This window comes from Azospirillum sp. B510, from assembly GCF_000010725.1.
In the GTDB taxonomy this organism is placed as follows: Bacteria; Pseudomonadota; Alphaproteobacteria; order Azospirillales; family Azospirillaceae; genus Azospirillum; species Azospirillum lipoferum_B.
On sequence record NC_013854.1, the window covers coordinates 901,546 to 926,306 of the forward strand.

Genomic DNA, 24,761 nt, shown 5'->3' on the forward strand with positions numbered 1-24,761 from the left:
TGTTCTCCTGTGTTGGGGATGATTCAATAGAGGCTGGAGGGGTTGCGCTGGATGTCCGCCGGCCCGACCCGTCCGCGCAGGACGCGGAAGATCAGGCCGGTGTAGGCCAGGATCAGCGGCAGGAAGATCAGCGTCGCCACCAGCATCACCAGCAGCGTACGGTGGCTGGAGGAGGCGTCCCACACCGTCAGGCTGGCCGACGGGACGATGCTGGAGGGCATCAGCATCGGGAACATGCTGACCCCCGCCGTGGCGATGATACCGGCGATGCCGGTGGCGCTGGCGATGAAGGCGGCGCCCGGCCTGTCCTTCAGGGTGGCGATGAAGGCGCAAGCCGGGCCGAGCACGCCCAGCACCGGCGCCGCGACCGTCCAGGGATGGGATGCATAGTTGGCGAGCCAGCCGCCCGGCCGCAGCTCCACCTGCTTGAACAGCGGGTTGGACGGCCCATCGGTCACCACGGTTCCGACCAGGGCGTAGCCCGGCAGCCCCAGCGCGACCCACAGCCCGGCCAGCAGGAACAGTAGGATGGTGACCGGCGCGCCGGCGCGGACATAGGCGGCGGCGCGTTGCCTGACTGCGCCGTCGGTCTTGAGGGCGAGATAGACGGCGCCATGGGTGGTCAGCATGGCGAGCGACAGCAGCCCGGCCAGCAGGCCGAAGGGGTTGAGCAACTCCAGCAGCCCGCCGCCCTCGTAGAACACGCGCAGGTCGCCGTCGATGCGGAAGGGCACCCCTTGCAGCAGGTTGCCGAAGGCGACGCCGAAGACCAGCGACGGCACCACCCCGCCCGCCACCAGGGCGGCGTCCCAGAAGCCGCGCCAGCGGGTGTCGGCGAACTTGTTGCGGAACTCGAACCCGACCGGGCGCAGGATCAGCGTGACCAGCACCAGGAACAGCGCGATGTAGAAGCCGGAGAAGGCGGCGGCATAGATCGCCGGCCAGGCGGCGAAGATGGCGCCGGCCCCCAGGATCAGCCAGACCTGATTGCCGTCCCACACCGGGCCGATGCTGTTGATGGCGACGCGCCGCTCCAGGTCGGTGCGGGCGACCAGCGGCAGCAGGGCGGCGACCCCCAGATCAAAGCCGTCCATCACGGCGAAGCCGATCAGAAGGACGCCCAGGAACAGCCACCAGATCAGGCGGAGATGCTCGTAATCGAACAGGATTTCCATGGTCGGATCCTCAGGCGGCCGGGATGGGCTGTGGGGCGGGGGAGGGAGGCCGCAGGGCGTCCGCCGGGCCGATGCGGATGTATTTGCGCATCAGGATCACGTCGACGATCAGCAGCGAGGTGTAGAACAGGACGAAGCCGGACAGCGAGAACAGCACCTGTCCGGCCGACAGCGCCGAGGAGGCGAGGAAGGTCGGCAGTACGCCGTCGATGGCCCAGGGCTGGCGGCCATATTCGGCCACGACCCAACCCAGCTCCGCCGCCAGCCAGGGCAGCGGCAGCGACCAGACGCAGATCCTCAGGAACAGCGGATGATCGAAGTCGCGGCGGCAGGACCGCCAGAAGGCGATGGCGAACAGGCCGATGAAGAAGAAGCCGAGCCCCACCATCACCCGGAAGCTCCAGAACAGCGGCGGGACGGCGGGGATCACGTCGTTGGCCGCCCGCGCGATGGTGGCGTCGTCCGCCGTCCGTGGATCGGCCACATAGCGCTTCAGCAGCAGGGCGTGTCCCAGATCGCCGGCCCGTGCCGCCAGCGTGGCGCGGGCCTCGGCGTCGCCACGGTTGGCGCGCAACCGCTCCAGCGCGTCGTAGGCGATCAGGCCGTTGCGGATGCGGGCCTCCGCCCGCCGGACCAGATCGTCGATGCCCGGCAGCACCGTGTTGGCCGAGCGGGTGGCGATCAGCCCCAGCGCCCAGGGGACGGTCACCGCCGCGTGGTTCTCCCGCGCCTGCTGGTCGGGAATGGCGAACAGGGTGAAGCCGGCCGGAGCCGGTTCGGTCTCCCACATCGCTTCGATGGCGGCCAGCTTGACCTTCTGGTGCTCGCTGACGGTGTATCCGCTCTCGTCTCCCAGCACGGCGGCCGACAGGGCGGCGGCCAGCCCGAATGCCGAGGCGACGATCATCGAGCGGGTGGCGAAAGCGCGATGACGGCCCTTCAGCAGATACCAGGCGCTGACCGACAGCACGAAGATCGAGCCGGTGACATAGCCGGCGCTGACGGTGTGGACGAATTTCGCCTGCGCCACCGGGTTGAACAGCAGATCCCAGAAGGAGGCCAGTTCCATCCGCATGGTGTCGGGATTGAACTCCGCACCGACGGGGTTCTGCATCCAGCCGTTGGCGATCAGGATCCACAGCGCCGACAGGTTGGAGCCGATGGCGACCAGCCAGGTCACCGTCAGATGCCCGAGCTTCGACAGCCGGTTCCAGCCGAAGAAGAACAGCCCGACGAAGCTGGATTCCAGGAAGAAGGCCATCAGCCCTTCGATGGCCAGCGGGGCGCCGAAGATGTCGCCGACATAGTGGCTGTAATAGGCCCAGTTGGTGCCGAACTGGAACTCCATGGTGATGCCGGTGGCCACCCCCATGGCGAAGTTGATGCTGAACAGCTTGCCCCAGAACTGGGTCATGTCGCGCCAGATCGGCCGGCCGGTCATGACATAAACGCTTTCCATGATGGCCAGCAGGAAGGACAGCCCCAGCGTCAGGGGCACGAACAGGAAATGGTAGAGCGCCGTCATGCCGAATTGCAGGCGTGACAGGCTCATCGGATCGAGATCGAACATCGTGGGTCTTCGAATCCTCAACGCGGCGACGCCGACAGCGTCAGATGGCGGTCCATGGCGGACGCATCGACGACCGGGCGGTGCGCGCCGTCGAACAGGAACATCCGCATCGCCACAACCACGCACAGCTTGACCAGCAAGGTCGCCGTGATGGTGCGGGAGAGCGGGGAGTGGAAGAAGCGTGACCGGGCCGCCGGGCGGTAGGGATCGCAGGGTGGAGCGGATGCTTCACCGTCGCCTCGCATGCTCATATCGGGTCCTTTCGGACAAGGGGAAGGCGTTCGGCCCGATGGGCCGGCGCGGCTGTCTGGATGGCGGCTCGGTCAGATCGCTGGAGACGGGGGCGGGAGCGGCGGCGGTCCGCGCGGCCAGGCGCTGCCCGAAGGCCGGCCTGTAAGCGTGTCGGAGGAGGCGGGAATGGGGCGCCAAAGGACGGGGCGCGACGCCGGCACCGGGCATTCGACGGGAGGCGGCGTCTGGCTGTTGCCGTGCAGCAGTGGCAGGCAGAACAGGCAGAAGGCTCCGCCATGCGCATCATCGACGGGAACCCCATCGGTGCGCCGGCTTGGGGCGGTTTCGGCGGCGATGCGCTCGCCGGTTCGCCGGTCGATGACGACGAGGCCGGCGGAGGTGCAGATGACGATGCGGTCGCCGAGCAGCTCCTGCGCGAAGGGCGGTGCAAAGGGCAGTGCGGAACCGGCGGACGGGGGCGGCAGGCCGGCGGCCAGGATTTGCAGGGTCAGCAGGGCCAGACAGGCCAGGGCGCCGATGCGCAGCCGTGTAAAAAGGCCCGTAGCGTTCGGCGATGTCTGCCGTGGACAGCCGGACGCGGCGCGGCCGGTGGCGGCGCGCGGCGGTCGGTCTGGAAACGGCGGGACATCGGTCATGGCGGATGGCTTCGCGGTCAAGGCCGCGCGAATGGGTTCAGCGAGCGGGAGGTGGCGGCCACGCCATCCTTTCCGTTTGTATTGAGTCCGCACGGTGGCGGATCCCCGGCACGGAGGAGGCTTGGTTTGCTCGGACGGGCCGCAGGCGACCGCGGGAGAGATGCCGGGGCATTCTGTCCGTCACGCAAGGACTCCAGGCATGTCCATGGACCGCGGCATCGGGATGCCACGCGGTGGAAGCGCCGTTCGGAGTGCGGACGGAAAGGGAAGGGAGCGCCGGCTCAGCCGGCGGCAGGCGGTGCGCGGGCCTGGAGACTGGACAGGAACCAGCCGGCCGCGATCACGTCGCCGGGCAGGGTCCGGGCATCGGTCATCGCCATGCTCTCGGCGGGAATGGCCGTCTGCACCTGTGGCGGGAGCCCGGCACCAGTGACGGTCGGGCAGAGCGGGCAGTGATCCTTCGCCGCATTGCCGGAACCGGAGCCGTCTTCGGGGGCGACCGGCTGGCCGTCGGACCCGATGAACACTGTCTTGAAGCCGTTCGGGGAACAGATGGTGACGGCTTCGGCACCCGCCGGGGCTCCATCCAGCGCCATCGCCGGCATCACCATGCTCCACACCATCATCTGGAGCACAAATGCCATCGCGCCGGCCATAAGGCCGACCCGGCGGATGCGGTCGATGAGGGGGGGGAGGCGAGGCACGGGACCCGTTTGCTCCTGGGGGGCCGCCATCGGGCGAGACGGTCAAGTCATTGCACGGAACACGGATCCGGGCAAGTCATTACTCCGAAAAGGGGCATCGGGCTGGCTGGCCTTGCGATGCCTGTCCACTCAGAAGGTCTTGGTGCCGTTGAGAAGGATCTTCCGGCCTTCGCCGCGCGCCGCGCGCCCGTCGAGATACCTGTAATACGGCGTGAAGTAATTGCGGTCGGTCAGGTTCTTGGCGAAGAGCCCGACCGAGAACCGATCGCCAGTGTAGCTGGCCGACGCGTCGATCGTCGCGTAGCCGGCGGTCTTGTAGAGGTTCATCTGGTCGATGTTGGCTGACGACACCGCATGGATCCCGCCACCCACGCGCCAGCCCTCACTGTCCGCGGTGCGGGTGTCGTAGTCCAGCCACAGACCGCCCGAATGGCGGGGAACGCCCGGCAGCGTCGATCCCGCCGGCGCGCCATTGGGAATGTCCGCGGTCAGCTCAGCCCTGGTGTAGGCGTAGTTCGCGATCAGCTTCCATGGGCCCGACGGCTGCCAGACCAGATCGGCCTCGAAGCCTTTCGACATCTGCTGGCCTTCGGGAATGCTGGTCAGCATGAAGGGGTCGGTCGGGTTGGTAACGGGGACGTTCTCCCGCTCGATCCGAAAGGCGGCCAGGCTGCCGGAAAGCCCCGTCCCGCTGTCGAACTTGACCCTGATTTCGGCCTGGCGGGAATATTCGAGCTTGGGGCTGCCGGCGTAGAAGGTGAAGGGATTGGCCTTCATGCCTTCGGAATAGCTGGCGAACGCCGAAATCCGGTCGGTCAGGTCATAGACGGCGCCGATGCGGGGCAGGATCCGCGTCTCGTTGAGCGTGTCGGTGCGGGCATAATTGATCGATACCGAATCCATTCCCAGATAGGCCAGCCGCAGGCCGCCCAGGAGATGGAGCTTTCCGAGCGTGGATTGCAGAGCTGAGCGAAGCCGCCCGCCGTCGTGTAGGTGGCGTCGCCGTCGGTCATGGCCAACCCCTGGGGCATGGTCCATTTCGGCCATGCCGACGGGGTCAGCAGATCCACCGAGCCGACCGGCATCATGTCCATATACATCAGCAACCCTTCGGCAATGGTGGTCACGCCCTGATCGCGCAGCAGCTGCGGCGTCACGACCACGACCGATTGCGGCGTTTCCTTCAACGGGGTTTCCGTCTTGGTCGCGCTGTTCGTGGTAACGGCCCGATATCCGTCGATGACGGCGCCGTCTTTGCCTGCATAGAGCGTGATCGGTTCCAGTTGCACAGCGTCCTGAGCCGAGACAGTGCCCGTCGACAGCACCACGGCGCCGACCAGCAGGAGTGCGCCCTGTCCATGAGTGAACGTCATGAGGGATGATGCACTTTCATAAAGAATGGGTGATGTCCGATCATCGGTCAGCCATTTCCCACGGCCGGCCGTCGCCCAGTTCGCCCGGAAGCGCGGCATGGGGATGGTGCAGGCGCGCAGAAGAGAGCAGGCGTGACGGTCACGCCATGCCAAAGGCTTCGCTCGTGATGCGGATGGAAAGGGGAGGGGGGTGCCGGTTCAGCCGGCGGCAGGCGGCGCGCGGGCCTGGAGACTGGACAGGAACCAGCCGGCCGCGATCACGGCGCCGGGCAGGGCTCTGGCGTCGGCCGCCGCCATGGTCTCGGCAGGCAGGGACGTCTGCGCCTGCGGCGGAAGCCCCGCACCGGTGACGGTCGGGCAGAGCGGGCAGTGATCCTTCACCGGGCCGGTGGCCCCGGAGCCATCATCGGTGGGGGCCGGAGGAGCCAGCCCATCCGACCCGACGACAATCGTCTTGATGCCGTCGGCGGAACAGATGGCGATGGTTTCCGCATCCGGCGGCAGTCCGTCCAGCGCCATCGCCGGCATCGTCGCGCTCCACACCATCATCTGGACAACGAACGCCAGCGCTCCGGCCAGAAGGCCGGCTCGGCGGACGCGGTCCATGACGGAGCGGGAAAAGAACACGGGGGATGGTCGCTTACGGCAGGTACCGCCGAAGGTTGCGGCAGCCATGTCATCGCACGGAAGCGGAAGCCGGGCAAGCCACAACGCAGAGCCGGTGACCCGGGCCGCAAGGCATCCCATCGGACGGACGGGCGCCGCCGTCCGATGGGATGAGGCTGGTCAGGCGCCCTGGTGAAGGCGCTGGTTGAACAGCGGCCCCTGGCTGTAACGGTGCAGTGCCTTGGCGGCGGCCAGGACCGCGAGGTCCGCCAGCGGCTCGATGATGATGACGCTCATGTAGGCGGCGCCGAAGCTGGCGACCTCCGCGAGGTTCTCCGCCGTGAAGCCGTGGCCGTAGATGGCCCAGAAGGCGACCCAGGCGACGATGCCGCCCTGATAGGCGGTGGAGAGTGCGAGAGCCTGCGAGTATTTCAGCTCGACATAGGGGGTGGCGGCCGGAACGATGCGCTTCGCCAGCAGGCCGATTCCCCACAGCGGCACCAACAGCGTGGTGACGTTCATGCCGTACTGCGGCAGGTCGAAGGGAGCGAAGAACACACCCTGGATCAGCAGGCCGGCGGCGAGGCCGATGGCGGCGGCACCGGACCCGAACAGCAGCAGCAGGGTCGAGCCGAGGATGAGGTGGACCTCCGACACGCCCACCGGATGATGCGGCAGAACTTCGAAGAAGCAGAAGACGAGAGCCGTGGTGATCAGGCTGCGCAGCGCCAGCGAAACGGCCCCGCCATTGTTGCGGATGGCATCGAGCGCCATTTTCCCGGCCAGCGCGAAGGCGCCTGCCGCCGTTGCGTAGCTGAGGAGGATCTTGGCGCCGTCGACGACGCCGGGTTCGATATGCATGCCGCTTTCCCTTTTCCGAACCTGCCCAGAAATGAGTCGGGATGGCCGCCGCGGGGGCAGCCGCGCGCGTCGTTCCCCGATCCTCTGGAGCGGCATGCCGGATGGATGGCTTGCGGAAAGCGGGCCGGTCGGGACCGTGCATCGGCAAGCGATCACCGGGGCACCCCGCCCGAGGATTTTCGTCTGGTTATGGCAGGTCTCCTGGCTTGCGGGTCGTTGCCACGCCGTCCGGCCTTCCCGGCGCGGCCAGTCTCCCGAGGGGAGCCAAGCGCCAGTGACACGGATTTGGACGATGCGGCTCGCCGCTCACAGTTGCGGGGGCAGCGCCGGACTTGCTACCGATCCCTGACGGGGGTGGCGCACCGGCTTCCCTCTTAGCCCCGCAGCATAACGATGCGGGGAACCATAACCATCCCCACGGTAGGGTGGGTCGCCCCCGCCGTCAAGGGCGACTCCCGGTGTTCGCCCGATGCCGGCACGGCCTGCCGGATGGCGGGCTTTTCTTTGGAAAAGGGACATGATCGAGGTCAGGACGACGATCCGCTTCGCGGTGTCCGATGTGAAACTTCGTACAAAAAGCGTTCGTCCAAAGTATCGCGCCTGGGCTATGGTGTCCCGCATCGTGTCCTGGGCACGGTTTCAAGGTCGGCGGAGCGGGATGCTGCTGAAGCGGAACGGACGGGGACGGGTGTGGCGGACCGGCTGTTTGGCCGGAGCGGTCGCATTGCTGTTCCAGATCGTTTCCTGGGCCTGGATGCCCGCCTGGATTTCGTCGGCCAGGGCCGAAACCAATCGGATCGTGATCTGTACGGCGGACGGGTTCAAGACCGTGGCTCTGGACGATCACGGTGTCCCGGCCGACCCGGACGGCGCCCCTTCCGATGCGGGCGTTACCGATGGCTCCTGCCCCTTGTGCCCCCTGGTCGGCGGTCTGGCGATGCCGCCGCTCGGCCCGCTTCCGGTGACCGTCGGATTCTTGCGGCATGGGCCCGAGTTCCTGCCTGGCAGCCGCATCGCCGCCGGGTGGTTCCTATCCTCCCTTCAAGCCCGGGCGCCTCCGGCCAACGGTTGATCCGTCCTTGGCATCGGTGGGGTTCAGACCTGCCGGTGCCGCTCCATGACCGATTGACCGGAGCTTCCGCATGCCCGACACCTGTTTCGGGGACGCGGCCGTCGCGACAGCGCTCTCCCCCGTCGTCCCGCCCGATCGCGCGGTGAAGACGGACGAACCGCTGTTCGACGCCGTTGCCACCCCCAATGACAGCGGCACCCGCAATGGCCGCCTCATCTTCGTTGCCGTTCTGACCGCTTATTTCGCAATCACCCTGTTCGCCTGGCTGCGCCTCGGGGCGTGGCCGATGGCGCTCTATTCCCTGATCGTCCTTGCCTTCGCCATCTGGTCGGTGATCGGCGATGCACGGCGCCGGCGGCAGTCCGAGCGTATCCGCGTCTGGCCGGACCGCACCCTGGTCGAACGCATCGACGGGGCAGGGCGGCGGACCTCCAGCGAATGGCAGACGGGCTGGCTGCGGCTGATCGTCGAGCACGGTCGGCCCGGCGGCCCATGTCTGCGCCTGACCAGCCATGGCCGGTCGGAAACGGTCGGCGCCTTCCTAACCGGGCGCGAGCGGCTGGATCTGGCGAACGCGCTGGCGCGGCATCTCGGCCCGGCGGCCGTATCGCGTTGATCTGCCAATACATTGCTAGCGGCTCTTCTGCGCCCATAGGACGGAGCGGCCGATCCGGCAACGGCATGTCTGCCTTCTTTCCCGCCCACTTGAAATGGCGGCGGCATTCGGTTGCGGCTGAAGGCCCGCCATGTGCGGGGTGTCCCGTTGTCGCGCACGCACATAACCGGCATCCGCCATTTCGATGCGCTAAAAGCTTGATTGGTAAGTTTCTTCACCATCCTCGCTCAGGCCAATCTGGGCGCCTCGCTCGGATCACCGCTGCTGATAGTCTCCTTTCGGGCGAACTGCCTGTTGATCTACAGCTCGCCTCTGAAACTCTTAGGGCCTGTTGACATTCATCGTGTTACCAAGACGGTAGCGACGAGGTTAATGGCAGCGGCGAAGCTTGTATCAGTTTTGTCGTATCGTGTGGCGATGCGTCGGAATTCTTTGATTTTGCAGAAGAAGTTCTCGACCAGATGGCGCCATTTGTACATCTCGGCGTCGTGGGGAATCGGGGGAGATCGGTTGGCCTTGGACGGAATGACGGCGACCGCGCCTCGCTCGGCGATCAAGATACGGATGGCGTTGCTGTCGAAGGCTTTGTCAGCCAGCAAGGCGGAGAATTCGATACCGTCCAGCACCGGTTCGACGCCGACGCTGTCATGTCGCTGGCCCGGCAGCAGGATGAAGCGCCCAAGGTTCCCCAACGCATCGACGACGGCCAGGATCTTGGTCGTCAGCCCGCCACGAGAGCGACCGATGGCCTGAGCCTGAGTCCCCCCCTTGCGCCGGTACCGTGCTGATGCACCCGGACAATCGTGCCATCAATGATCGCGTACTCGAAGTCCGCGTCGCTCGATAAAGCGGCGAAGACCTCGTCGAAGACACCGGCCTTGGCCCATCGGCGATAGCGCTGGAACACCGAGTTCCAATTGCCGAACGCTGCGGGCAAGTCCCGCCAGGGCGCTCCAACGCGGACGATCCACAGGACCGCCTCCAAAAACAGGCGATTGTCCGCTGCCGAGCGGCCAGGGTCGCCCACTTTGCCGGGAAGAAGCGGCGCTATCCGCTCCCACTGATCATCTCGCAATACAATCCGATCCAAGGCCACCTCCCTTTTGGTAGCCTTGAATCAAATTTCTACGACCACCGGAAGCCTCTTCTCAACGCGAATGTCAACAGGCCCTAGCCCCCGCCAGTTCGGCGAAGATCGCCAGCAGGCCGGTGCCGGCCGATGGTTCCAGCACGCGGTCGTCCGGCGTCAACGCCGCCGCGGCGGCCACCACCGCGCCGAGCGGCAGCGGCGTCGAGAATTGCTGCCGGGCCTGGCTTTCCTCGGAGCGCCGGGTCTGGCTGGGCAGCAGCGCTGCCACCCGCTCCAGCATCGCCAGGAACGCCGCCGGAGTCTTGGCACGGGCGCGCATGGCCGGACCGAAACGGCGCAGAAGCAGCAACTGCGCCGCCTCGCCGGCATCATAGGCCAGCTTCCAGTTCCAGGCGCCCTCGGCGTCGGAACCGCCGAACGCCGCGGTCATCGCCGCGCGCAGCATGCCGGCATCGACGGCGCGGCCGTGTTCGAGATCGGGCAGCAGCCGTTCGGCGGCGGCGTACAGGGCGGACGCGGTGCACCCCGGCGTCGGAGACACGACGGCCTCAGCGGAGACTCGGGATTCGGCAATCAAGGTCATGGCGGAGGATCCGGGAGAGCAGGAGAAACCAGGGGCCGGGGGATGCTCTCTCGATCCGCTCCGGCTCAACCACGCCCCGCTGCCCTCGTCCTCTACCCGCCGCCGGGATCGAAGGGCGGGTTGTAAAGCTCGTAGGGGTTGCCATCGGCAAGCTGCCCAAAGGGCGTGAGCACGACCTCGCCACCGCGTCGAGCGACGGCACAGAGAATAAAGCGGGTCTCGCCGGTGCGGGCGTCGGTGCCCTCCACCAGCGCCAGATCGCCGGCCGCCGCGGCACGCAACAGCGTCGCGAAATTCGTCTTGATAAAGTCGGGGATCGGCATGGGGCTCTCCCAAAAGAAAGAAGCCCGGCGCGGCGGCCGGACTCGAAAAGGAACAGGATGGCGGACATGGATCAGGAGCCGACGAGGCGGCGTTCCGCCGCGCGGATGGTGGCCAGTGCCGCCCGGAATCGCGCGGTGCCGTGCTCCTGACCGAGATCGCGGTTCGCCGCCACCGCCCGGCAGGTGGCGTGGATGTCGGCGTCGCTCACCATCTCCGGCGCCAGCCGGGTTAGGGTTTCGTCGGCGTCGATGGCGGCCCGGACCTCGGCCCGAACCTTGTCCTCCACGAGACGCGGCAGTCTGTGCTCCCGCCGCACCACACCGTCCGCCAGCCACGTCTCCAGGATGTCGTTGGTCGAGACGCTGCGGATGACGTCGGCGGTGATCAGCACCGCCATGCCGCCGAAGCCGTCCGGCCGCATGGCGGTGCAGGTGAACGCGGTGACCGCCGTGACATAGGGGAGGGCGGGCGAACGGCGCACAATGTCTTGTAGAACGAAGGTCCAGGACAAGCCGCTGAGATCGAACGCCACCACCCCATCGGTGACGCCGGCGTCGGGCAAACGCTGGGACAGGAAGGGCACCAACCGGCCGGGGACCGAGGCGGATGCCGCCAGGGCGGTCCTCACCTCCCCGATGGAAACGGCAATGCTCTCGCGCGGGCCGAGCGCGGCATGGAGCAACAGCCCGCCCCCGGTTTCCTCGATGTCGAAGATGCGGGTGAGGACCAGATGTTCCAACGGCGTCAGGTCGGCGAATGAAATCGGCTGTTGAACGACGGTGGGATCGTGGAACTCCACCATGGCGGCCTCCTCAAAGGACAAGGACGAACGTGGAGCGGCCGAAGCCGCTCCACGCGTTCGCAATCACGCGGCCACCGCCTCGGTCGGGACCGGAGCTTCACCGTCGCCGGTCAGGAAAGCCGGCAGGACCTCGGTGTCGTCCCCTTCCGCACCGGCATCCCCCTCCATCGACGCGTCCGTCGGCGGACGCAGTGGTTCCGGCAGCCAGCCGCTGCCGGCGAGCAGCCGCTCGGCCTCCTTGGCCATGTCGGGTTTTCGCAGATGATCGATCAGCTGCGCCGCCTCCGGACCACGGGCTTCGCGCACCGCCTCCAGAATGCGCGCCTTGGGCACCCGGCCGAGATAGGCATCGACCGTCGGCGCCCAGCCGGCCGCCGCCATGTCGAGACCGACCGCCTGGGCCAGGGCATCGGCGTGGGCCAAGCGCTGCGGGTTGCGGTTCCACGGCTCATGGACGGCGTTGACGCCGAAGGAAACGCAGTGGGCGAACAAGGCCGCCCGGCTGTCGCCGTCGAACGCCGACAGCGTGGCCCAAAGATCGGCGGCGGCCTGCGGCAACTGGCCGCCCCAGGAACGTTGACGGGCGTCGATCGCCTTGGCCGAGGCGCTGGCGGCCAGATCGGGCGGCTGCACGCCGAAGCCGGCGCTCTTCAGCTCCAGGTCCAGGCAGGACCCGCCGCCGCGCTGGTAAAAGCTCCGCAGGCACAGCGCGTGCAGCGCCGCCAGGAAGGCGATGTCGGGATCGCCGGCCACCGCATCGCGCAGGGCCAGGGTGCGATGCACGCTCAGTTCGGTCAGCAGCCGGTCGGGCAGCGGCCGCAGCCCCTCCTCTTCCTTCGGCGCCTCCGGTCCCACGACCGACACGGGGGCCGGTGCCGAAACCTGGGCGTTTCCGGTGATGATCGCCGGCTGGGCGGCGACCGCCCCACCCGCACCAGCCGCCGATGGGGTGGCCACCTGCCCATCGTTGCCGGGCACGGCCACCGGCTCGACCGGCGCCTCGTCCTCCGGCCGCACATAGCCGCGGTCGATTTGGAGTTGCCCCTCGGCATCGACGCTGACGAAGACCCCGGCCCGCGCCACCTCCGCCGTCTCGTAGACCGCCGGCCGATCCTCGAGCGCCCGCAACGCGACGTCGATCTCGACGAACCGTTGCGCCACCGCGTCCAGTTCCCCGGCATCGGCCGGGTCGTTCCCCTCCAACCGCTCATACTCGGCGTGCAGCGCGTCGTAGGTCGCCTGTTCCGCCTCGCTGAGTGGCACCGGCTCGCCGCTCAGGCGACGCAGCCCCCGGCTGTGGCCGTAGGGAAAGGCCAGCGCCACCTCGACCCACTTCCAGCCCTCGGCCCGGACGGTCGCCGCCTCGGCCTCCAGCATCTCCGCCACCAGCCGGTCGAGCAGCGCCGGGTCCTGCAACCAGCCGCCATCGTCGTGCAGGAACAGGTCACGCATCACCACCCCGCCAGCCGCCTCGTAAGCCTCAAGGCCGACGAACAGCGCCCGCTTGTCCGAGGCCCGCACCGCTCCCTCGGTCAGCAGCCGGCGGATCTGATAGGGCTCGCGGCTGTAGGCCTTCGACAGCGCCTCCCACACCTGCTCCTGCCGCGCCTGGTCGTCGGTGACGGTGAAGGCCATCAACTGCTCCAAGGTCATCTTGTCGTCGGCGTAGGCGTCGAGCAGCGGAGCGGCGACGGTGGCCAGCTTCAGCCGCTGCTTGACCACACCGGCGCCGACGAAGAAGCGGGCGGCGATCTCCTCCTCGCCGAGCCCGGCCTCGCGCAGGGTCTGGAAGGCGCGGAACTGGTCGAGCGGGTGCAGCGGTTCGCGTTGCAGGTTCTCGGCCAGCGAATCCTCCTCGGCAAAGCCGCCGGTCCGCACGACGCAAGGCACCGGCTGGGTCTTGGTCATGCGCTTCTGCTTGACCAGCAGTTCCAGCGCCCGGAAGCGGCGCCCGCCGACAGGCACCTCGTAGACGCCGGTCTCGGCCCCCTCGGCCCCCTCGGCGTCGAGCACCGGGCGGACGGCGAGGCTGTGCAGCAGGGTGCGCCGGGCGATGTCCTCGGCAAGCTCCTCGATCGAGACGCCGGCCTTGACCTTGCGGACGTTGGCCTGGGACAGCACCAGCTTGTTGAAGGGGATGTCGCGCGAGGCGTTCAGGACGATCTTGGCGGTGGCCATGGCGGTAATCTCCGCAACGGGCGGCCGGGAGCCTCTCTCCCGATCTCCTCACCCGTTCACCCCACCCCCACCATCCTCGTCCTCTCCCCTGGCCGAGCCTCACCAGGTGTCCGACACGATGCCCGCAGTCCGACCGGTGCCTTGCCGGGACCAGCGGCAGCGCGCATGATCCCAGCCGGTCGACAGGGGGGAGAGCCGCCGATGTTCGTGGTGGATGAGGCGATGGCCGAGGCGGTGCAGCGGGCGTTCGACGAGCAGGGCGAATGGCCCGCCGTGGCGGAACTCCGGCGCCACATGCCGATGGCCGACAACGCCAACGCCCTGCGGACGGTGCGGACCATCGCCTTCTGGCGCCTGCGTCCGGATCCTGCCCGGCAAGCGCCGACAGAATAAGAGGGACACGGTCGGACCCGACGGTCTTCCGCATCCCCCCGGTTGAGGCCAACGACCCTTTCTCAGGCGACTGCTTGCTCTTCGCCCTCGACATCCGCCGGCATAAGGGCCAACAGGTAATCGGCGGCCTTGGAAGCGGCACTGGCGGCGCGGACGATGGCGTGATCGTCGGCCCGCAGCACGTCCAACCAGCTGCCGATGTAATCGGCATGGCGGACGGTCGGCACGATGCCGAGCGCCGCGCAGAGATAGGCCGAGGCGATTTCCGCCACCAGCTCCTCGAAGGCATATTTGCGCGAGCCAAAGGCACCGGACAGGTCGCGGCCCAACCGGCTGGGATGGCCGGTGCTGTGCCCCAGCTCGTGCAGCGCGGTGTGGTGCCAGTTCACCGGCTCGAAGAAGGCCTGGGGAGGCGGCACCTGAACGTAATCATGCTGGAGATTGTAGAAGGCCCTGGCGCCGCCGATGCGGACATCGACCCCGCTGGCGCGGATCAGTGCTTCGGCCCGCGGCAGGATCAGTCCTGCCGCGATCGGCGGCGGCGCCGAGGCGATGTCCTCCGGCAGGCCTTCGCACTGATCGGTGTTGAAGACGGTGAAACGTTTCAGGAAAGGAATGGGCTGGGCGTCGTCGCCCGTCTCCCGCGCGCGCCGGCGCTCACGGTCGGGAACGAAGCGGTCGGCATAGACCAATGTGGTGCCGCGCTCGCCCCGGCGGACGGTGCCGCCCAGCGACCGGGCTTGCCGGTAGGTCAGCCAGTTCTGGCCAGAGAAGCCGCCGGCGAAAACGGCGCCCCACAGGATCAGGACGTTGATGCCGCTGTAGCTGCGGCCGGAGACGACATTGCGCGGCAGTCCAAGGGGTGCGACGGCGCCGGAGGTTCCCCAGGGCTGCACCCAGGGCAGCCGCCCGGCTTCCAGCTCGGCAATGATGCGGGTGGTGATCTCGGCGTACAGGCTGGCGCGTCCGGCAGAAGAGCGGACGGGGTAGGGGGCATCGGGCATGGCGGGTCTCCCTGACGGACCGGCCGGAGGCCTTTCCTCCCGCTTCCAAGCCCGTCATGGTTCCCCTCCCGGCCCTCTCCCTTTTCGGCGTGGTGCCGCAACAGATGACAGGGGGTTCCGGATTGCCGATTTCGATCCTCTGGCGCCCTCTCACCCAGGCTCCATTGGCGGGGAGCTTGGCGCGGATGGCCTATGTCATCGTTGGAGCCCGCCCTCAGGATGGTTATCCACACCAAAATCGACGGGCCGCTCAACGGCAGGATACAATGTGGCAAGAAGCCGTTAGACTCGGTGCGCGCCAAGCGCGTCTGCCGATCCTTGGGATCACCACCGTCGTTTCTATATCGTTCTCATCATGACCGCCGCACGCCACATCATTGCCCTGCTCAAGAGCCACATCGCCGGGGATGAACAGCAGTTCCTCTCGGTGGCGATGCAGGTTGCTGCGCTTGAAGCGCGCCAGGGACACGGCAAGCTGGCCCAGGAACTGCGCGACCTGATCGATGCAGCCAAGGTCCGGCCGAGCGCGGTCGAGCGGCGGCCCGGCGGCCCCGTACCGCTGGTTCAGCCGAAGGGCGAGCTGGCGAACCTGTTGTCTGTCCGATATTCGGACGTGCGGCTCAACAGCATGGTGCTGACCGACGGCGTCGAGCGGCGCCTGCGGCGTACGCTTCTGGAACAGACGCAGCAGGAACGGCTTCGCGCACATGGCCTCGTGCCGCGCCGCAAGCTCCTGCTCGTCGGACCGCCCGGGGCGGGCAAGACGATGACGGCGGCGGCGTTGGCCGGTGAACTGCGGCTGCCGCTGTTCACCGTCGTGCTCGACGGTCTCATCTCCAAGTTCATGGGGGACACGGCGGGCAAGCTGCGGCTCGTGTTCGAGGCGATGGCGGCGACTCGGGGTGTGTACTTCTTCGACGAGTTCGACGCGCTTGGCGCCCGCCGCACGGCCGATAACGATGTCGGTGAAATCCGGCGCGTTCTCAACTCCTTCCTGCAATTCCTGGAGCAGGACGACAGCCAGAGCCTGATCGTCGCGGCGACGAATCATGCGGATTTGCTTGATCGGGCCTTGTTCCGCCGGTTCGACGACATTCTGGAGTACACGCTGCCCGATGCCGCCTTGATCGAGCGGTTGCTCAAGGCGCGTCTCGTCGCGTTCACGGTGGACCGGATCGATTGGAAAGCCGTCGCGGAGGCTGCCGTCGGCCTGAGCCATGCCGAATCGACCCGCGCTGCGGATGAAGCCGCCAAGGCCGCCGTGCTCGACGGCGGTATCACGATCACCACCGAAGCGTTGCTCGCGGCCATCGCGGAGCGGCGCGCCACTACGGAATAGCCGCAGACCGTGCCGATGCCCGATACTCCGCGCGACCGGCCGCACCTCCACGTCGAAGGCGGCGGCACCTCCGAGCCCTACAGCCCCCACCGCAGAAGATCACGCCCCGTCCACTGCCGTTGCGCGACCGTGAGGGCCACGCGCAGGCACTCGAACGGGCCATCGGCGAAGCGCTCGCGGGCGGACGCCGCGAGATGGCGGCGCGGGAGCCCGACATCGCCGAAGGCAGGCCGGGCTTCTATCTGGAGGTCGAGATCGCCGCTGCCGAACGGGCCGCCATCGACCAGCTCGGCGACCGCCGCAAGGCGGTGGAGGTCGTCGCCGTCCGCGATCCCGGCGATCCGGCCGGGCCGGTTGCCGCCACGGTGTTCGTCCCGGCCGGCGCCGAGTCGTTCTATCTGGACAAGGTGGAAGCCTACCGGACCGAACAGACGGCCAAGGGCCACCCGAAGAACCAAGCTCTGGTCACCCGCCTTGAAACGGTGCGCGTGGCCACCGTGCGCTCACTGTTCACCGATGCGGACGCGCTGTATCCGCCCCCCGGTCAGGCGATCTGGTGGGAGGTTTGGCTGCGTCGCGGCACACGGCCCCCGTTTGAGCGAGTCGCCGGGCGGTTGAACGTGCCTGTGAAGCCGCACGCCGTCCGCTTTCCCGAACGGGACGTGGTGCTCGCCCTGGCCGATGAGGCCACGATGACCCGGCTGGTGCGCAACAGCGACGCCGTGGCTGAATTGCGGGCGGCCAAGGACACGCCGGCCATGTTCCTCGCCATGGATGGGGCCGCTCAGCGGGAGTGGACGGATGAGCTTCTCGGTCGCCTGACACCGCCGGATGGCGCTGCCAGCGCTGTTTGCCTGCTCGACAGCGGCGCTACGGCGGGACACCCGCTGTTGCGCCCGGCTCTTGCCGATGCTGACCTGCACACGGTCAATCCGGATTGGGGCGTGGCCGACACCGCTGGCCGGTGGTTGGGGCACGGCACGGCCATGGCGGGGGCCGCGCTCTACGGCGATCTGCACGCGATCCTGGAGACGGCCGATCCGGTCACCCTGTCCCATCGGCTGGAAAGCGTGAAGATCCTGCCGCCCGACGGCGTTCCGGACAACGAGCCGGAGTTGTACGGCGCGCTCACCGGTGAAGCCATCGCCCGCGCCGAGGTGCAGGCGCCGTTCCGCAACCGAGTCGTCTGCATGGCGGTGACCAGCCCGAGCCCGTCACGCGGGAGGCCGTCGTCGTGGTCGTCCGCCATCGATCAGCTTTGCTTCGACGAAACCGGGCGCCGCCTCGTGGTCGTTTCGGCCGGCAACATCCGGGATGACCTCGATCCGGCCGCCTACCTCGACCGGAACGATCTGGAGCCGGTCGAAGACCCTGCCCAGGCGTGGAACGCGCTGACGATCGGTGCCTGCACGGACAAGATCACCATCACCGATCCGGCCTATGACGGCTGGGCGCCTCTGGCTCCCGCGGGAGATCTTTCTCCGCGCAGCCGGACGTCGGTGTTGTGGGATCGCCAATGGCCGATCAAGCCCGAGGTGACGTTCGAAGGCGGCAATCTCGCTGGGGATGGCCGCTTTCCGCCGGAAGCCATCGACGACCTGCAACTGCTGACGACCCATTACCGGCCCGCGCGACGCCTGTTCGACACGCTGGGCGACACCAGCGGCGCCACGGCCCTGGCGGCCAACATGGCCGCCCGGATCATGGCGGCCCGGCCCCGGCTGTGGCCGGAGACGGTGCGCGGGCTGATCGTCCAAGCCGCGGAATGGACTCCGGCAATGCGGGCGCGATTCGACGCCTGCGGCGGAAAGCGCCAGATGCAGGCGTTGTTGCGCCGCTATGGCTATGGCGTGCCGGACCTCGGGCGGGCTCTGCTGAGCGCCAGCAACGACCTCACCCTCATGGTCGAGGACGAGGTGCAGCCGTTTCAGCGCGACGGCAGCACGGCGACGATGAAGAACATGAACCTGCACCGGCTGCCCTGGCCGCGCGACGAGCTGGAGGCGCTTGGCGAACTGCCCGTGGAACTGCGCCTTACGCTGTCGTACTTCGTCGAGCCCAATCCCGGTGAGCGCGGCTGGACGCGGCGGCACCGCTACGCGTCGCACGCCCTGCGTTTCGCCGTCAAACGCGCGACCGAGCCGCTGGACGACTTCCGACGCCGCATCAACAAGGCGGCCCGCGAGGAGGAGGAAGGGGGCACGGCCACAGCGACCGGTAGCGACGGCTGGCTGCTCGGCACCCTGCGCGACCGCGGCTCGATCCATTCGGACTGGTGGCGGGGAACCGCGGCCGAGCTGGCGTCGCGCGACGCCATCGGCGTCTTCCCGGTCGGTGGCTGGTGGAAGGAGAAGCCCTTCCTGGATCGCTGGAGCACGCCGGCCCGTTACGCCCTGATCGTCTCGATTCGCGCCCCCGGCGCACCGGTGGACATCTACACGCCGGTCGCCACGCGCCTGGCGATCCCAACCGTGATCGGACTCCGCCGGTAGTTCGCCGGCCGCGTGCTTACTGGGTGCTTACTGGCACCCCCGAAGACCGAGTCGGCCGGAAAGCAAAAAGCCAGCCAACCCATTGGATTGACTGGCTTTCTTGATGGTAGCAGCGGCCCGCTACCGACGGGACAGTAATGATCGGCTGACCATAACGGTGGCCTGCTGACGGGCGGGCAACTGTCGGGCTGCCAGGGTTACCAAGGAAACTTCGGCTCTGCGGAAAAGCGGGTTGATCGCGCTCGCTTAGGTTAAGCGCCTTCGTGCGCGTCGGCCGGCGTCCAGGCAGCATACTCGCCCACTCTCCCGTCACGGCAGGCGGGCGGCCTCCAGGTCCTCCTGCACCCGGCCCAGCACATCCAGAGCCCCATCGTGCGCCCACAGAGCAGCCCGAAGGGCGCCCCCGTAGGCACGATGCTGACCGGCCGGCAGGCTGGCCACGGTCTCGGCAAGCCACCGCTCGATCTGCGGCGGGCAGGCCCCAGCCTTGCCCCAGCGGATCGCCGTCTTCGACGCCACGCCCGCCACCTCCGACAGCGGCTGGCGCCACTCGCTGCCCCACAGGGCCTCCGCATCATCCTGCCACGTCATCGGTGGCCTCCTCCTCGTTGGGATCGGTGTAGCCGGTGCCGGTGTCGACCCGGCCGCGCAGCACCGGGGCCGTCGGGCCAAGATCACGGGAGAGGCGGTAGAGATAGGCCGTCCCGATGCCGGCGTCGCCGCCGGTCTCGCCCGCCACCTCCACCAGATCCTCGCGCTGCCAACGGCGGGCGTAGTTCTTGGCGGTGTTGGGGCTGGCGCCGGCCCGCTCGGCCAGCTCGGCGCACGTCATGGCTTCGCCGCAGCGCAGCGCCGCCCACAGACGCTGGGCGACCCGGTCCGGATTGGCGCGGGTCCGAACGTAGCCCGGCGCCCGCGGCTTGCGTGCCGCCTTCGGCGGGGCTGGGGTCGGAGGAGGGACCGACGCCGGTAGCGGATCGGGAGCGGGCGAGGCGTCCACCACCAGGGCGGCGGCGCTCCACATGCGGCGGACGTCGCGCGGCGGGATCCGCCGCAGCGCGTCGAGCCAGCGGGCGCCGACCAGACCTGCCAGTAGGTAACACCGCACCGGCCGCTCCTCCTCCGGCGCGGTGCCCTGCTGGCGCAGGCGGATGACACGGACGCGCCACAGCGTGATGTCGCGCGGAAGATCGAGCGCGGCCACCGCCGCGGCTGTCTGCGGCGGGGAGGCCGGGCGCATCTCGTTCAGATCCAGGTCGGGCACCGCCAGGCCGTCCGGCCAGGGCAGGATGAGGTCGACGCCGCCGGCACGGTCGGCGGCGTGACGCTGAGTCCGGGACAGGCTGATCATCGCAGCCCCGGTATCATCCACGACCATCTGACTTATCTCGCAGCTCTCGCAGCGCGGGGGTATCCTGCTCGTACTTCACGCGCAGGGAGACGGGATATCCATATTTTTTCTCGACGTACCCGAGATCAGGCTTGTTTATCCAGTTGGCGAAACTGCCGTTTTCATAATACCGCTTGCGCGGCCCAATGTCGGCAGGCGTGACCTTCTTCTCCCAGGTCGCGCGCGGCCCTGGGGCCGTTCGCGCCACCTGCGTGATGCCCTGGGAGTCCGCAAGCCAAACCAATCGGGTTGACCACGGTTTTCCATTTATCTCGGTCACCAATGTGACGGGGTAATAGCGCTTCGGAGAAGCCCTTGTCGCGTGCAGCCAACTCCTCAAAGTTTCTGTATCGGCATGGCCGATGGCGACAATCTGACCACCGTCGATGCTGACGCGGACATTTTGGTTTCCGTACATGCGGAACACGGGGGTGATGTTTTCTCTGGACTTCCGGCCCGCCAACGTGCGGATTTCTTCGCGTGCCGCGCGCACGGCGATGGCGCGGATCACTTCTTTCGAGGGGACTGTTCGGTCGTAAAATGTCTCGTAGAATTCAGCCACGTATTGCTCATGGCGGGCGACAATATCGGGGAACATGGAAATGGCGCGCATGGTCAGTCTCCCGGTTGGCGCGACGCAGGGCAGCGCCGCAATGAGGCCCGGCCGTTACCGGCCAGGATCTGGACGATGGACTAGTGCGGGGCGCGTAGGTGTCAGACGATGCGGTCGCGCATCGTCTGACAGTAGCGCAGGAAGGTCCCGCGCGTGACGCGCTCAGGAGCGTCCACCACGCGGCGCGCCGTCTCGACCAGCGCGATGCGCCGAGCCGTCCACTCTTCGCCGCAACCCCACGCGGCGGCAAATCTCGCCTTCTTGACCGCGCCACAGCCGGCGCGGGATATCCAGCTCACCACCCGCGCCACCTCGCCAATGGTGCCGCCCCGTCTCAAAACACTGTCGGGACGAGCGCCGCGCCGAAGGTTGCGCCTACGCGCGCGAAGAGGATGCATGCTGTTCTTGGCGATCAATGCGGTCCTGCTGCTCATTTTTCTCTCCGTTCTTTCGGGCTGCCTCTTGCCGCCCTCTCGCTCTGCCGCCCGGAGTGATCCAGGCGGCCGGTGAGGGGGTGATGGTTACGCTCCGCGCGCCTTATCCGCCTTTCCGGCGGCCCACCAGATCGCCGCACCAGGAACAACGATGGGCCAAAAGGCCGCCGCAGCTGCGCCTATGCCCGCACAGGCGACTCCCAGCCAAGCGGCATAGACCGCCCGCATGAGGGTCTGTTGGGCGGGCCCCAACCCGCGATCATCGGGGGTGAGGTGGCCCCAACCGGCAAGGGCGCCGGCCGCTGCGCCAACGATTGCCCCTATAGCGGGGACGATCCAGTAATACTGTTCCATCCATCTTCTCCTGCCGGCTCTGCCGGCTGCTATTCGGTGTCCAAAACCCCCACCAGGGGGAAGCTTGGGGAGACGCCAGAACTGGCCGGGCGGTGAGGGGATGGTCAGGCGTTGCGGCGGATGCCGGCGGCGATGCGGCGGCGCTCGGCGGCGTCGAGGCGGCTGCCGTCCCAGTGGCAGCCAAACGCGGTCTTGACGGTATCGACGATCATGCCGCGCGCATCGGCGCGGGCGAAGAAGCGGTCGACGGTGCTGGCGGCGCAGGCCTCGGCGACGATGGCGTCGGTGCCGCGAGCCGATTCAGCGACGATCCAGGTGGTGGTGATCATGATGGGCCAGCCTTTCTTTGCCGGGGCGCCTACAGCCTATTGCCGTCGTCGCCGTTTCTGTGTCCGTATTAAAGCGGACATTGGTTGTTCGCGCAAGAGGGAAAAGCGCAACCAACGCAGGAAAATCATTCTTGCGAGCGGATCGCGCCAACCCGCTTTTCCGGAGAGCCGAAACTTCGGAACCTAACGATTTTCCTCATGCAGTCTCACAGTCATCGCCTGTAGTTAATCGGCAATGGTGGAGTGCTGGAGCGCGTGATCCATAGACCGTGAATGAGCGCCGTAGATCGGCAGATACTTCTGTACCTAAGTATTTCTTTGATCCATGCCGTCGCGCGGCACTCCGTCGCATCTTGCGTCACAATTTGTCACGAAATCGGCCGGAACCGCCGATTGCCTCGCAATTTGCATACTAAGTTATGCAATCATTACTGGCGCGAAATCAATTACCCCCTTTGAGGATATTTTTGATCGCGCTATTGTGTATTCGCGAGTGCGGCCCTGCTCCTAAGAGTGGGGCCGGGGGAGTGGGAGTTCCCCCGGCTCGCGAGTCCCTGGATTGGACCCAGGCACCAACCATTGTCTGCCCCCTCGTACGCGAGGACGGACGCCGCCCACTGTCGGCCCGACGCCGCTTGTGTAGCAATTGGAGTGCCTAAGTGTGTCCGCTTTTTCTCAGGATCGTCCCTACTTGCCGCGCCGCAGCCGCGCACCAGGGGCGCCGTCGTTCAGCAGCTCGATCCCCTCGTTCAGCAGCGCGCGCAGCACGGCATTTATGGCCGTGGTCGTTGCGTTGATCGGCCCGTCTATCGCTTCCCAGCGCTTGATGGTGTTCGCCGATACCGGGCTGAACTGAGAAGCCTCCTCCGCCAGCTTCTGCTGCGGCCAGCGCAGCAGCGCCCGAGCGGCCCGGAGTTGCTCCCCCTTTAGCTCCAACACAGTCACGTCAATCCCCAAATTAGCTGTTTGGCTAAAACTAGCACTAAATAGCTTGACCGCCAAGATCTGCCGAGTTAACTAATTAGCCAATGGATAGGCCATAAAGCCAATGGAGATAGCTTTGACCCGCCGCTCGCTCCTTCTCGCTGCTGCCGCGCTTTCCCTGTTCAGCGGGCCGGTTGCCGCCGATAGCCTGAAACTCCGCATTGCCACTGAGGGCGCCTTCGCCCCGTGGAACGCCACCACCGCTGACGGCAAGATCGTCGGCTTCGAGGTCGATCTCGTGCATGACCTGTGCCGCCGGATGGAGGCGGAATGCGAGGTCGTTGCTCAGGATTGGGACGGCATCCTGCCCGGCCTCCAGCAGGGCCGATATGACGCGGTGATCGCGGGCGTCAGCATCACCCCCGAGCGCGAGCGAGTGGTCGACTTCAGCGCCGCCTATGCCGCCGATCCGGCCATGTTCGCCGTCCAGCACGGTTCGCCGCTCGGCGGCGCCTTCCCGGTTATCGCGCGGATCGACCTTGCGGCTGGTGATGGCCAGCCGGGCGTCGCGGCGATGGCGAAGGCGCTGGAGGGCAAGACGGTGGCCGTCCAGGTGAACACCATTCATGAGCGAATGGTTGAAGCGTTGTTCCCCGCTGCTCGCGTCCGCGCTTACGAGAAGCTCGATTATGCGGCGCTCGATCTGGCCGCCGGCCGCGTCGACGCGCTGCTGGGCAACCGTTCGGCGCTGGAGGCCATCATGAAGGCTGACGGGCGGGTGGCTGTGGCTGGGCCGACGTTCAGCCGTGGCGCGCTGGGCGCCGGGGTGGGCGTTGCCGTGCGCAAGGGCAACCCGTTGGCCGCACGCTTCACCCAAGCTATCGCCAGCGCTGGAGAGGATGGCACCGCCTCGCGTCTGTCGGCGCAATGGTTCGGCTACGACGTTTCCGTTCGGTAGCCGTGAGGAGGCGCCCGGCCTTTGGCGAGGCCGGGCGCCCGATACCGGACGACGGCAGATCGTCCGGCAATTCGTTCCCATGGAGAGCAAACACCGATGAGAACCAACAAGGGCGACGATACCACCGGCGGCGCCGGCAACGAAATGGCGGCCGGTGACGGCAGGCTCGGAGCCGATACCAGCCTGATCCCCGCGCTCGGAATGACCGTGCGTGAGGCGGTTGAGGCTGTACGGCGGCTTTTCGCAGAGCACGAGACGGATGAAACCGTGGCGACTCGGTGGATGCCGATGATCGACGCGATCCTTGCCACCACGCCGCACACGGTCGGCGACACGATGGCGATCCTCGATCAGCTGCTGTGCCCCGAAACTGGCCTGCCGTCCTACACCACCGCCGCCGGGAAAGCGGACGTCACAGCCTTGTCCAGCGTTCGGGCGTTCCTCGCCGGCATTCAGGTCTCGCACCAGATCCGGGAGGCGGCGGGCATCCCGTGCATGGAGGCGGCCTTTGCCGCCGAAGCGCCCGCCATGCTGAACGTCCCGGCAGTGCCGGCCGACCGCCTGTTGGAGGCTGCCGCCGTCCAGGCTGGCATCACCACCGAGCAGGCGCGGCTGGTCTATGACGCGATGATGGCCCCTTTCTTAGGGAGGGCCGCGTGACCAAGATCCTCCAGTTCCGGCCCGCGGCGA

The 24,761-nt window shown here is 67.5% G+C and carries 28 protein-coding genes and 1 riboswitch; of the genes, 7 read left to right on the top strand and 21 right to left on the bottom strand.

Going from position 1 to position 24,761, the window contains the following annotated elements; all coding sequences use genetic code 11:
- Nucleotides 1-23: 23 nt before the first annotated feature.
- The 9 genes from cydB to AZL_RS04210 form a co-directional block, all read right to left on the bottom strand.
- On the bottom strand, nucleotides 24-1,175 hold the full coding sequence (gene cydB, locus AZL_RS04175; protein ID WP_012973421.1) for a cytochrome d ubiquinol oxidase subunit II: 1,152 nt from the start codon (nucleotides 1,173-1,175) through the stop codon (nucleotides 24-26).
- A gap of 10 nt (nucleotides 1,176-1,185) precedes the next feature.
- Entirely contained in the window at nucleotides 1,186-2,745 is a 1,560-nt protein-coding gene (locus AZL_RS04180) for a cytochrome ubiquinol oxidase subunit I (RefSeq protein WP_012973422.1), read from the bottom strand.
- Nucleotides 2,746-2,762: 17 nt separating this feature from the next.
- Nucleotides 2,763-2,996 carry a hypothetical protein gene (locus AZL_RS04185; RefSeq protein WP_012973423.1) on the bottom strand — a complete coding sequence of 78 codons (234 nt, stop codon included), beginning with the start codon at nucleotides 2,994-2,996 and terminating at the stop codon, nucleotides 2,763-2,765.
- A 72-nt stretch (nucleotides 2,997-3,068) separates the two neighbouring features.
- Nucleotides 3,069-3,632, bottom strand: a complete 564-nt coding sequence (locus tag AZL_RS04190; RefSeq protein ID WP_042442494.1) for a hypothetical protein — start codon at nucleotides 3,630-3,632, stop codon at nucleotides 3,069-3,071.
- 281 nt (nucleotides 3,633-3,913) lie between these two features.
- Nucleotides 3,914-4,336 (bottom strand): DUF2946 family protein, encoded by a 423-nt coding sequence (locus tag AZL_RS04195; protein ID WP_158305960.1) that lies wholly within the window; start codon nucleotides 4,334-4,336, stop codon nucleotides 3,914-3,916.
- Between the two features lie 129 nt (nucleotides 4,337-4,465).
- Nucleotides 4,466-5,239 (bottom strand): TonB-dependent siderophore receptor, encoded by a 774-nt coding sequence (locus AZL_RS33985; protein ID WP_052293620.1) that lies wholly within the window; start codon nucleotides 5,237-5,239, stop codon nucleotides 4,466-4,468.
- Nucleotides 5,152-5,808, bottom strand: a complete 657-nt coding sequence (locus AZL_RS36830; RefSeq protein ID WP_012973427.1) for a TonB-dependent siderophore receptor — start codon at nucleotides 5,806-5,808, stop codon at nucleotides 5,152-5,154. Before AZL_RS36830 ends, AZL_RS33985 begins: the two co-directional genes overlap by 88 nt.
- Nucleotides 5,809-5,907: 99 nt before the next feature.
- Nucleotides 5,908-6,336 carry a DUF2946 family protein gene (locus AZL_RS04205; RefSeq protein ID WP_247894271.1) on the bottom strand — a complete coding sequence of 143 codons (429 nt, stop codon included), beginning with the start codon at nucleotides 6,334-6,336 and terminating at the stop codon, nucleotides 5,908-5,910.
- Nucleotides 6,337-6,495: 159 nt separating this feature from the next.
- Nucleotides 6,496-7,176: an energy-coupling factor ABC transporter permease gene (locus AZL_RS04210; RefSeq protein WP_012973429.1), complete on the bottom strand. Its 681-nt coding sequence runs from the start codon at nucleotides 7,174-7,176 to the stop codon at nucleotides 6,496-6,498.
- A 173-nt stretch (nucleotides 7,177-7,349) separates the two neighbouring features.
- Nucleotides 7,350-7,599, bottom strand: a riboswitch (cobalamin riboswitch).
- Between the two features lie 94 nt (nucleotides 7,600-7,693).
- On the opposite strand from AZL_RS04210, the gene AZL_RS04215 reads away from it, so the two are divergent.
- Nucleotides 7,694-8,248, top strand: a complete 555-nt coding sequence (locus AZL_RS04215; protein WP_247894272.1) for a DUF2946 domain-containing protein — start codon at nucleotides 7,694-7,696, stop codon at nucleotides 8,246-8,248.
- 70 nt (nucleotides 8,249-8,318) lie between these two features.
- A complete protein-coding gene (locus AZL_RS04220; protein WP_012973431.1) occupies nucleotides 8,319-8,864 on the top strand; it encodes a DUF2244 domain-containing protein in 546 nt (181 codons plus the stop codon).
- Between the two features lie 338 nt (nucleotides 8,865-9,202).
- Here AZL_RS04220 and AZL_RS33990 read toward each other — a convergent pair.
- The 5 genes from AZL_RS33990 to AZL_RS04250 all read right to left on the bottom strand — a co-directional run bounded on the left by AZL_RS33990 (nucleotide 9,203) and on the right by AZL_RS04250 (nucleotide 13,841).
- A protein-coding gene (locus AZL_RS33990; protein ID WP_148219189.1) for an IS5-like element ISAzs9 family transposase occupies nucleotides 9,203-9,960 on the bottom strand; the annotation gives its coding sequence in 2 pieces (ribosomal slippage) (nucleotides 9,203-9,633 and nucleotides 9,633-9,960; 759 coding nt in all).
- Between the two features lie 64 nt (nucleotides 9,961-10,024).
- Nucleotides 10,025-10,537, bottom strand: a complete 513-nt coding sequence (locus AZL_RS04235; protein ID WP_012973434.1) for a hypothetical protein — start codon at nucleotides 10,535-10,537, stop codon at nucleotides 10,025-10,027.
- Nucleotides 10,538-10,629: 92 nt separating this feature from the next.
- Nucleotides 10,630-10,860 (bottom strand): DUF6117 family protein, encoded by a 231-nt coding sequence (locus AZL_RS04240; RefSeq protein WP_012973435.1) that lies wholly within the window; start codon nucleotides 10,858-10,860, stop codon nucleotides 10,630-10,632.
- 71 nt (nucleotides 10,861-10,931) lie between these two features.
- The gene (locus AZL_RS04245; protein ID WP_012973436.1) at nucleotides 10,932-11,663 is read right to left on the bottom strand and encodes a hypothetical protein; all 732 of its coding nucleotides are present in this window, start codon (nucleotides 11,661-11,663) and stop codon (nucleotides 10,932-10,934) included.
- Nucleotides 11,664-11,726: 63 nt separating this feature from the next.
- A complete protein-coding gene (locus tag AZL_RS04250) occupies nucleotides 11,727-13,841 on the bottom strand; it encodes a ParB/RepB/Spo0J family partition protein (protein WP_012973437.1) in 2,115 nt (704 codons plus the stop codon).
- A 201-nt stretch (nucleotides 13,842-14,042) separates the two neighbouring features.
- Here AZL_RS04250 and AZL_RS04255 point away from each other — a divergent pair, with 201 nt between their 5' ends.
- Complete coding sequence (locus AZL_RS04255) at nucleotides 14,043-14,234, top strand: hypothetical protein (RefSeq protein WP_247894273.1); 192 nt, start codon at nucleotides 14,043-14,045, stop codon at nucleotides 14,232-14,234.
- A 62-nt stretch (nucleotides 14,235-14,296) separates the two neighbouring features.
- Here AZL_RS04255 and AZL_RS04260 read toward each other — a convergent pair whose 3' ends face one another.
- On the bottom strand, nucleotides 14,297-15,238 hold the full coding sequence (locus tag AZL_RS04260) for an ArdC family protein (RefSeq protein WP_012973438.1): 942 nt from the start codon (nucleotides 15,236-15,238) through the stop codon (nucleotides 14,297-14,299).
- Between the two features lie 355 nt (nucleotides 15,239-15,593).
- On the opposite strand from AZL_RS04260, the gene AZL_RS04265 reads away from it, so the two are divergent.
- The gene (locus AZL_RS04265) at nucleotides 15,594-16,577 is read left to right on the top strand and encodes an AAA family ATPase (protein ID WP_012973439.1); all 984 of its coding nucleotides are present in this window, start codon (nucleotides 15,594-15,596) and stop codon (nucleotides 16,575-16,577) included.
- A 119-nt stretch (nucleotides 16,578-16,696) separates the two neighbouring features.
- Complete coding sequence (locus AZL_RS04270) at nucleotides 16,697-19,069, top strand: S8 family peptidase (protein WP_247894274.1); 2,373 nt, start codon at nucleotides 16,697-16,699, stop codon at nucleotides 19,067-19,069.
- A 309-nt stretch (nucleotides 19,070-19,378) separates the two neighbouring features.
- On the opposite strand, the gene AZL_RS04275 is transcribed toward AZL_RS04270, so the two are convergent.
- The 6 genes from AZL_RS04275 to AZL_RS04305 all read right to left on the bottom strand — a co-directional run bounded on the left by AZL_RS04275 (nucleotide 19,379) and on the right by AZL_RS04305 (nucleotide 23,128).
- Nucleotides 19,379-19,660 carry a hypothetical protein gene (locus tag AZL_RS04275; protein ID WP_042442503.1) on the bottom strand — a complete coding sequence of 94 codons (282 nt, stop codon included), beginning with the start codon at nucleotides 19,658-19,660 and terminating at the stop codon, nucleotides 19,379-19,381.
- The gene (locus AZL_RS04280; RefSeq protein ID WP_012973441.1) at nucleotides 19,644-20,447 is read right to left on the bottom strand and encodes a helix-turn-helix domain-containing protein; all 804 of its coding nucleotides are present in this window, start codon (nucleotides 20,445-20,447) and stop codon (nucleotides 19,644-19,646) included. Before AZL_RS04280 ends, AZL_RS04275 begins: the two co-directional genes overlap by 17 nt.
- Nucleotides 20,434-21,072: a hypothetical protein gene (locus tag AZL_RS04285; protein WP_012973442.1), complete on the bottom strand. Its 639-nt coding sequence runs from the start codon at nucleotides 21,070-21,072 to the stop codon at nucleotides 20,434-20,436. Before AZL_RS04285 ends, AZL_RS04280 begins: the two co-directional genes overlap by 14 nt.
- A gap of 101 nt (nucleotides 21,073-21,173) precedes the next feature.
- Entirely contained in the window at nucleotides 21,174-21,506 is a 333-nt protein-coding gene (locus AZL_RS04290) for a hypothetical protein (protein WP_042442506.1), read from the bottom strand.
- Between the two features lie 458 nt (nucleotides 21,507-21,964).
- Nucleotides 21,965-22,189 carry a hypothetical protein gene (locus AZL_RS04300; RefSeq protein ID WP_042442510.1) on the bottom strand — a complete coding sequence of 75 codons (225 nt, stop codon included), beginning with the start codon at nucleotides 22,187-22,189 and terminating at the stop codon, nucleotides 21,965-21,967.
- A gap of 687 nt (nucleotides 22,190-22,876) precedes the next feature.
- Nucleotides 22,877-23,128 carry a hypothetical protein gene (locus AZL_RS04305; protein WP_042442512.1) on the bottom strand — a complete coding sequence of 84 codons (252 nt, stop codon included), beginning with the start codon at nucleotides 23,126-23,128 and terminating at the stop codon, nucleotides 22,877-22,879.
- A gap of 121 nt (nucleotides 23,129-23,249) precedes the next feature.
- Here AZL_RS04305 and AZL_RS04310 point away from each other — a divergent pair, with 121 nt between their 5' ends.
- Both AZL_RS04310 and AZL_RS04315 read left to right on the top strand, forming a co-directional pair.
- On the top strand, nucleotides 23,250-24,071 hold the full coding sequence (locus AZL_RS04310) for a transporter substrate-binding domain-containing protein (protein ID WP_148219190.1): 822 nt from the start codon (nucleotides 23,250-23,252) through the stop codon (nucleotides 24,069-24,071).
- Nucleotides 24,072-24,167: 96 nt separating this feature from the next.
- Nucleotides 24,168-24,731, top strand: coding sequence for a hypothetical protein (locus AZL_RS04315; protein WP_012973445.1), 564 nt, complete (start codon nucleotides 24,168-24,170; stop codon nucleotides 24,729-24,731).
- Nucleotides 24,732-24,761: the final 30 nt, after the last annotated feature.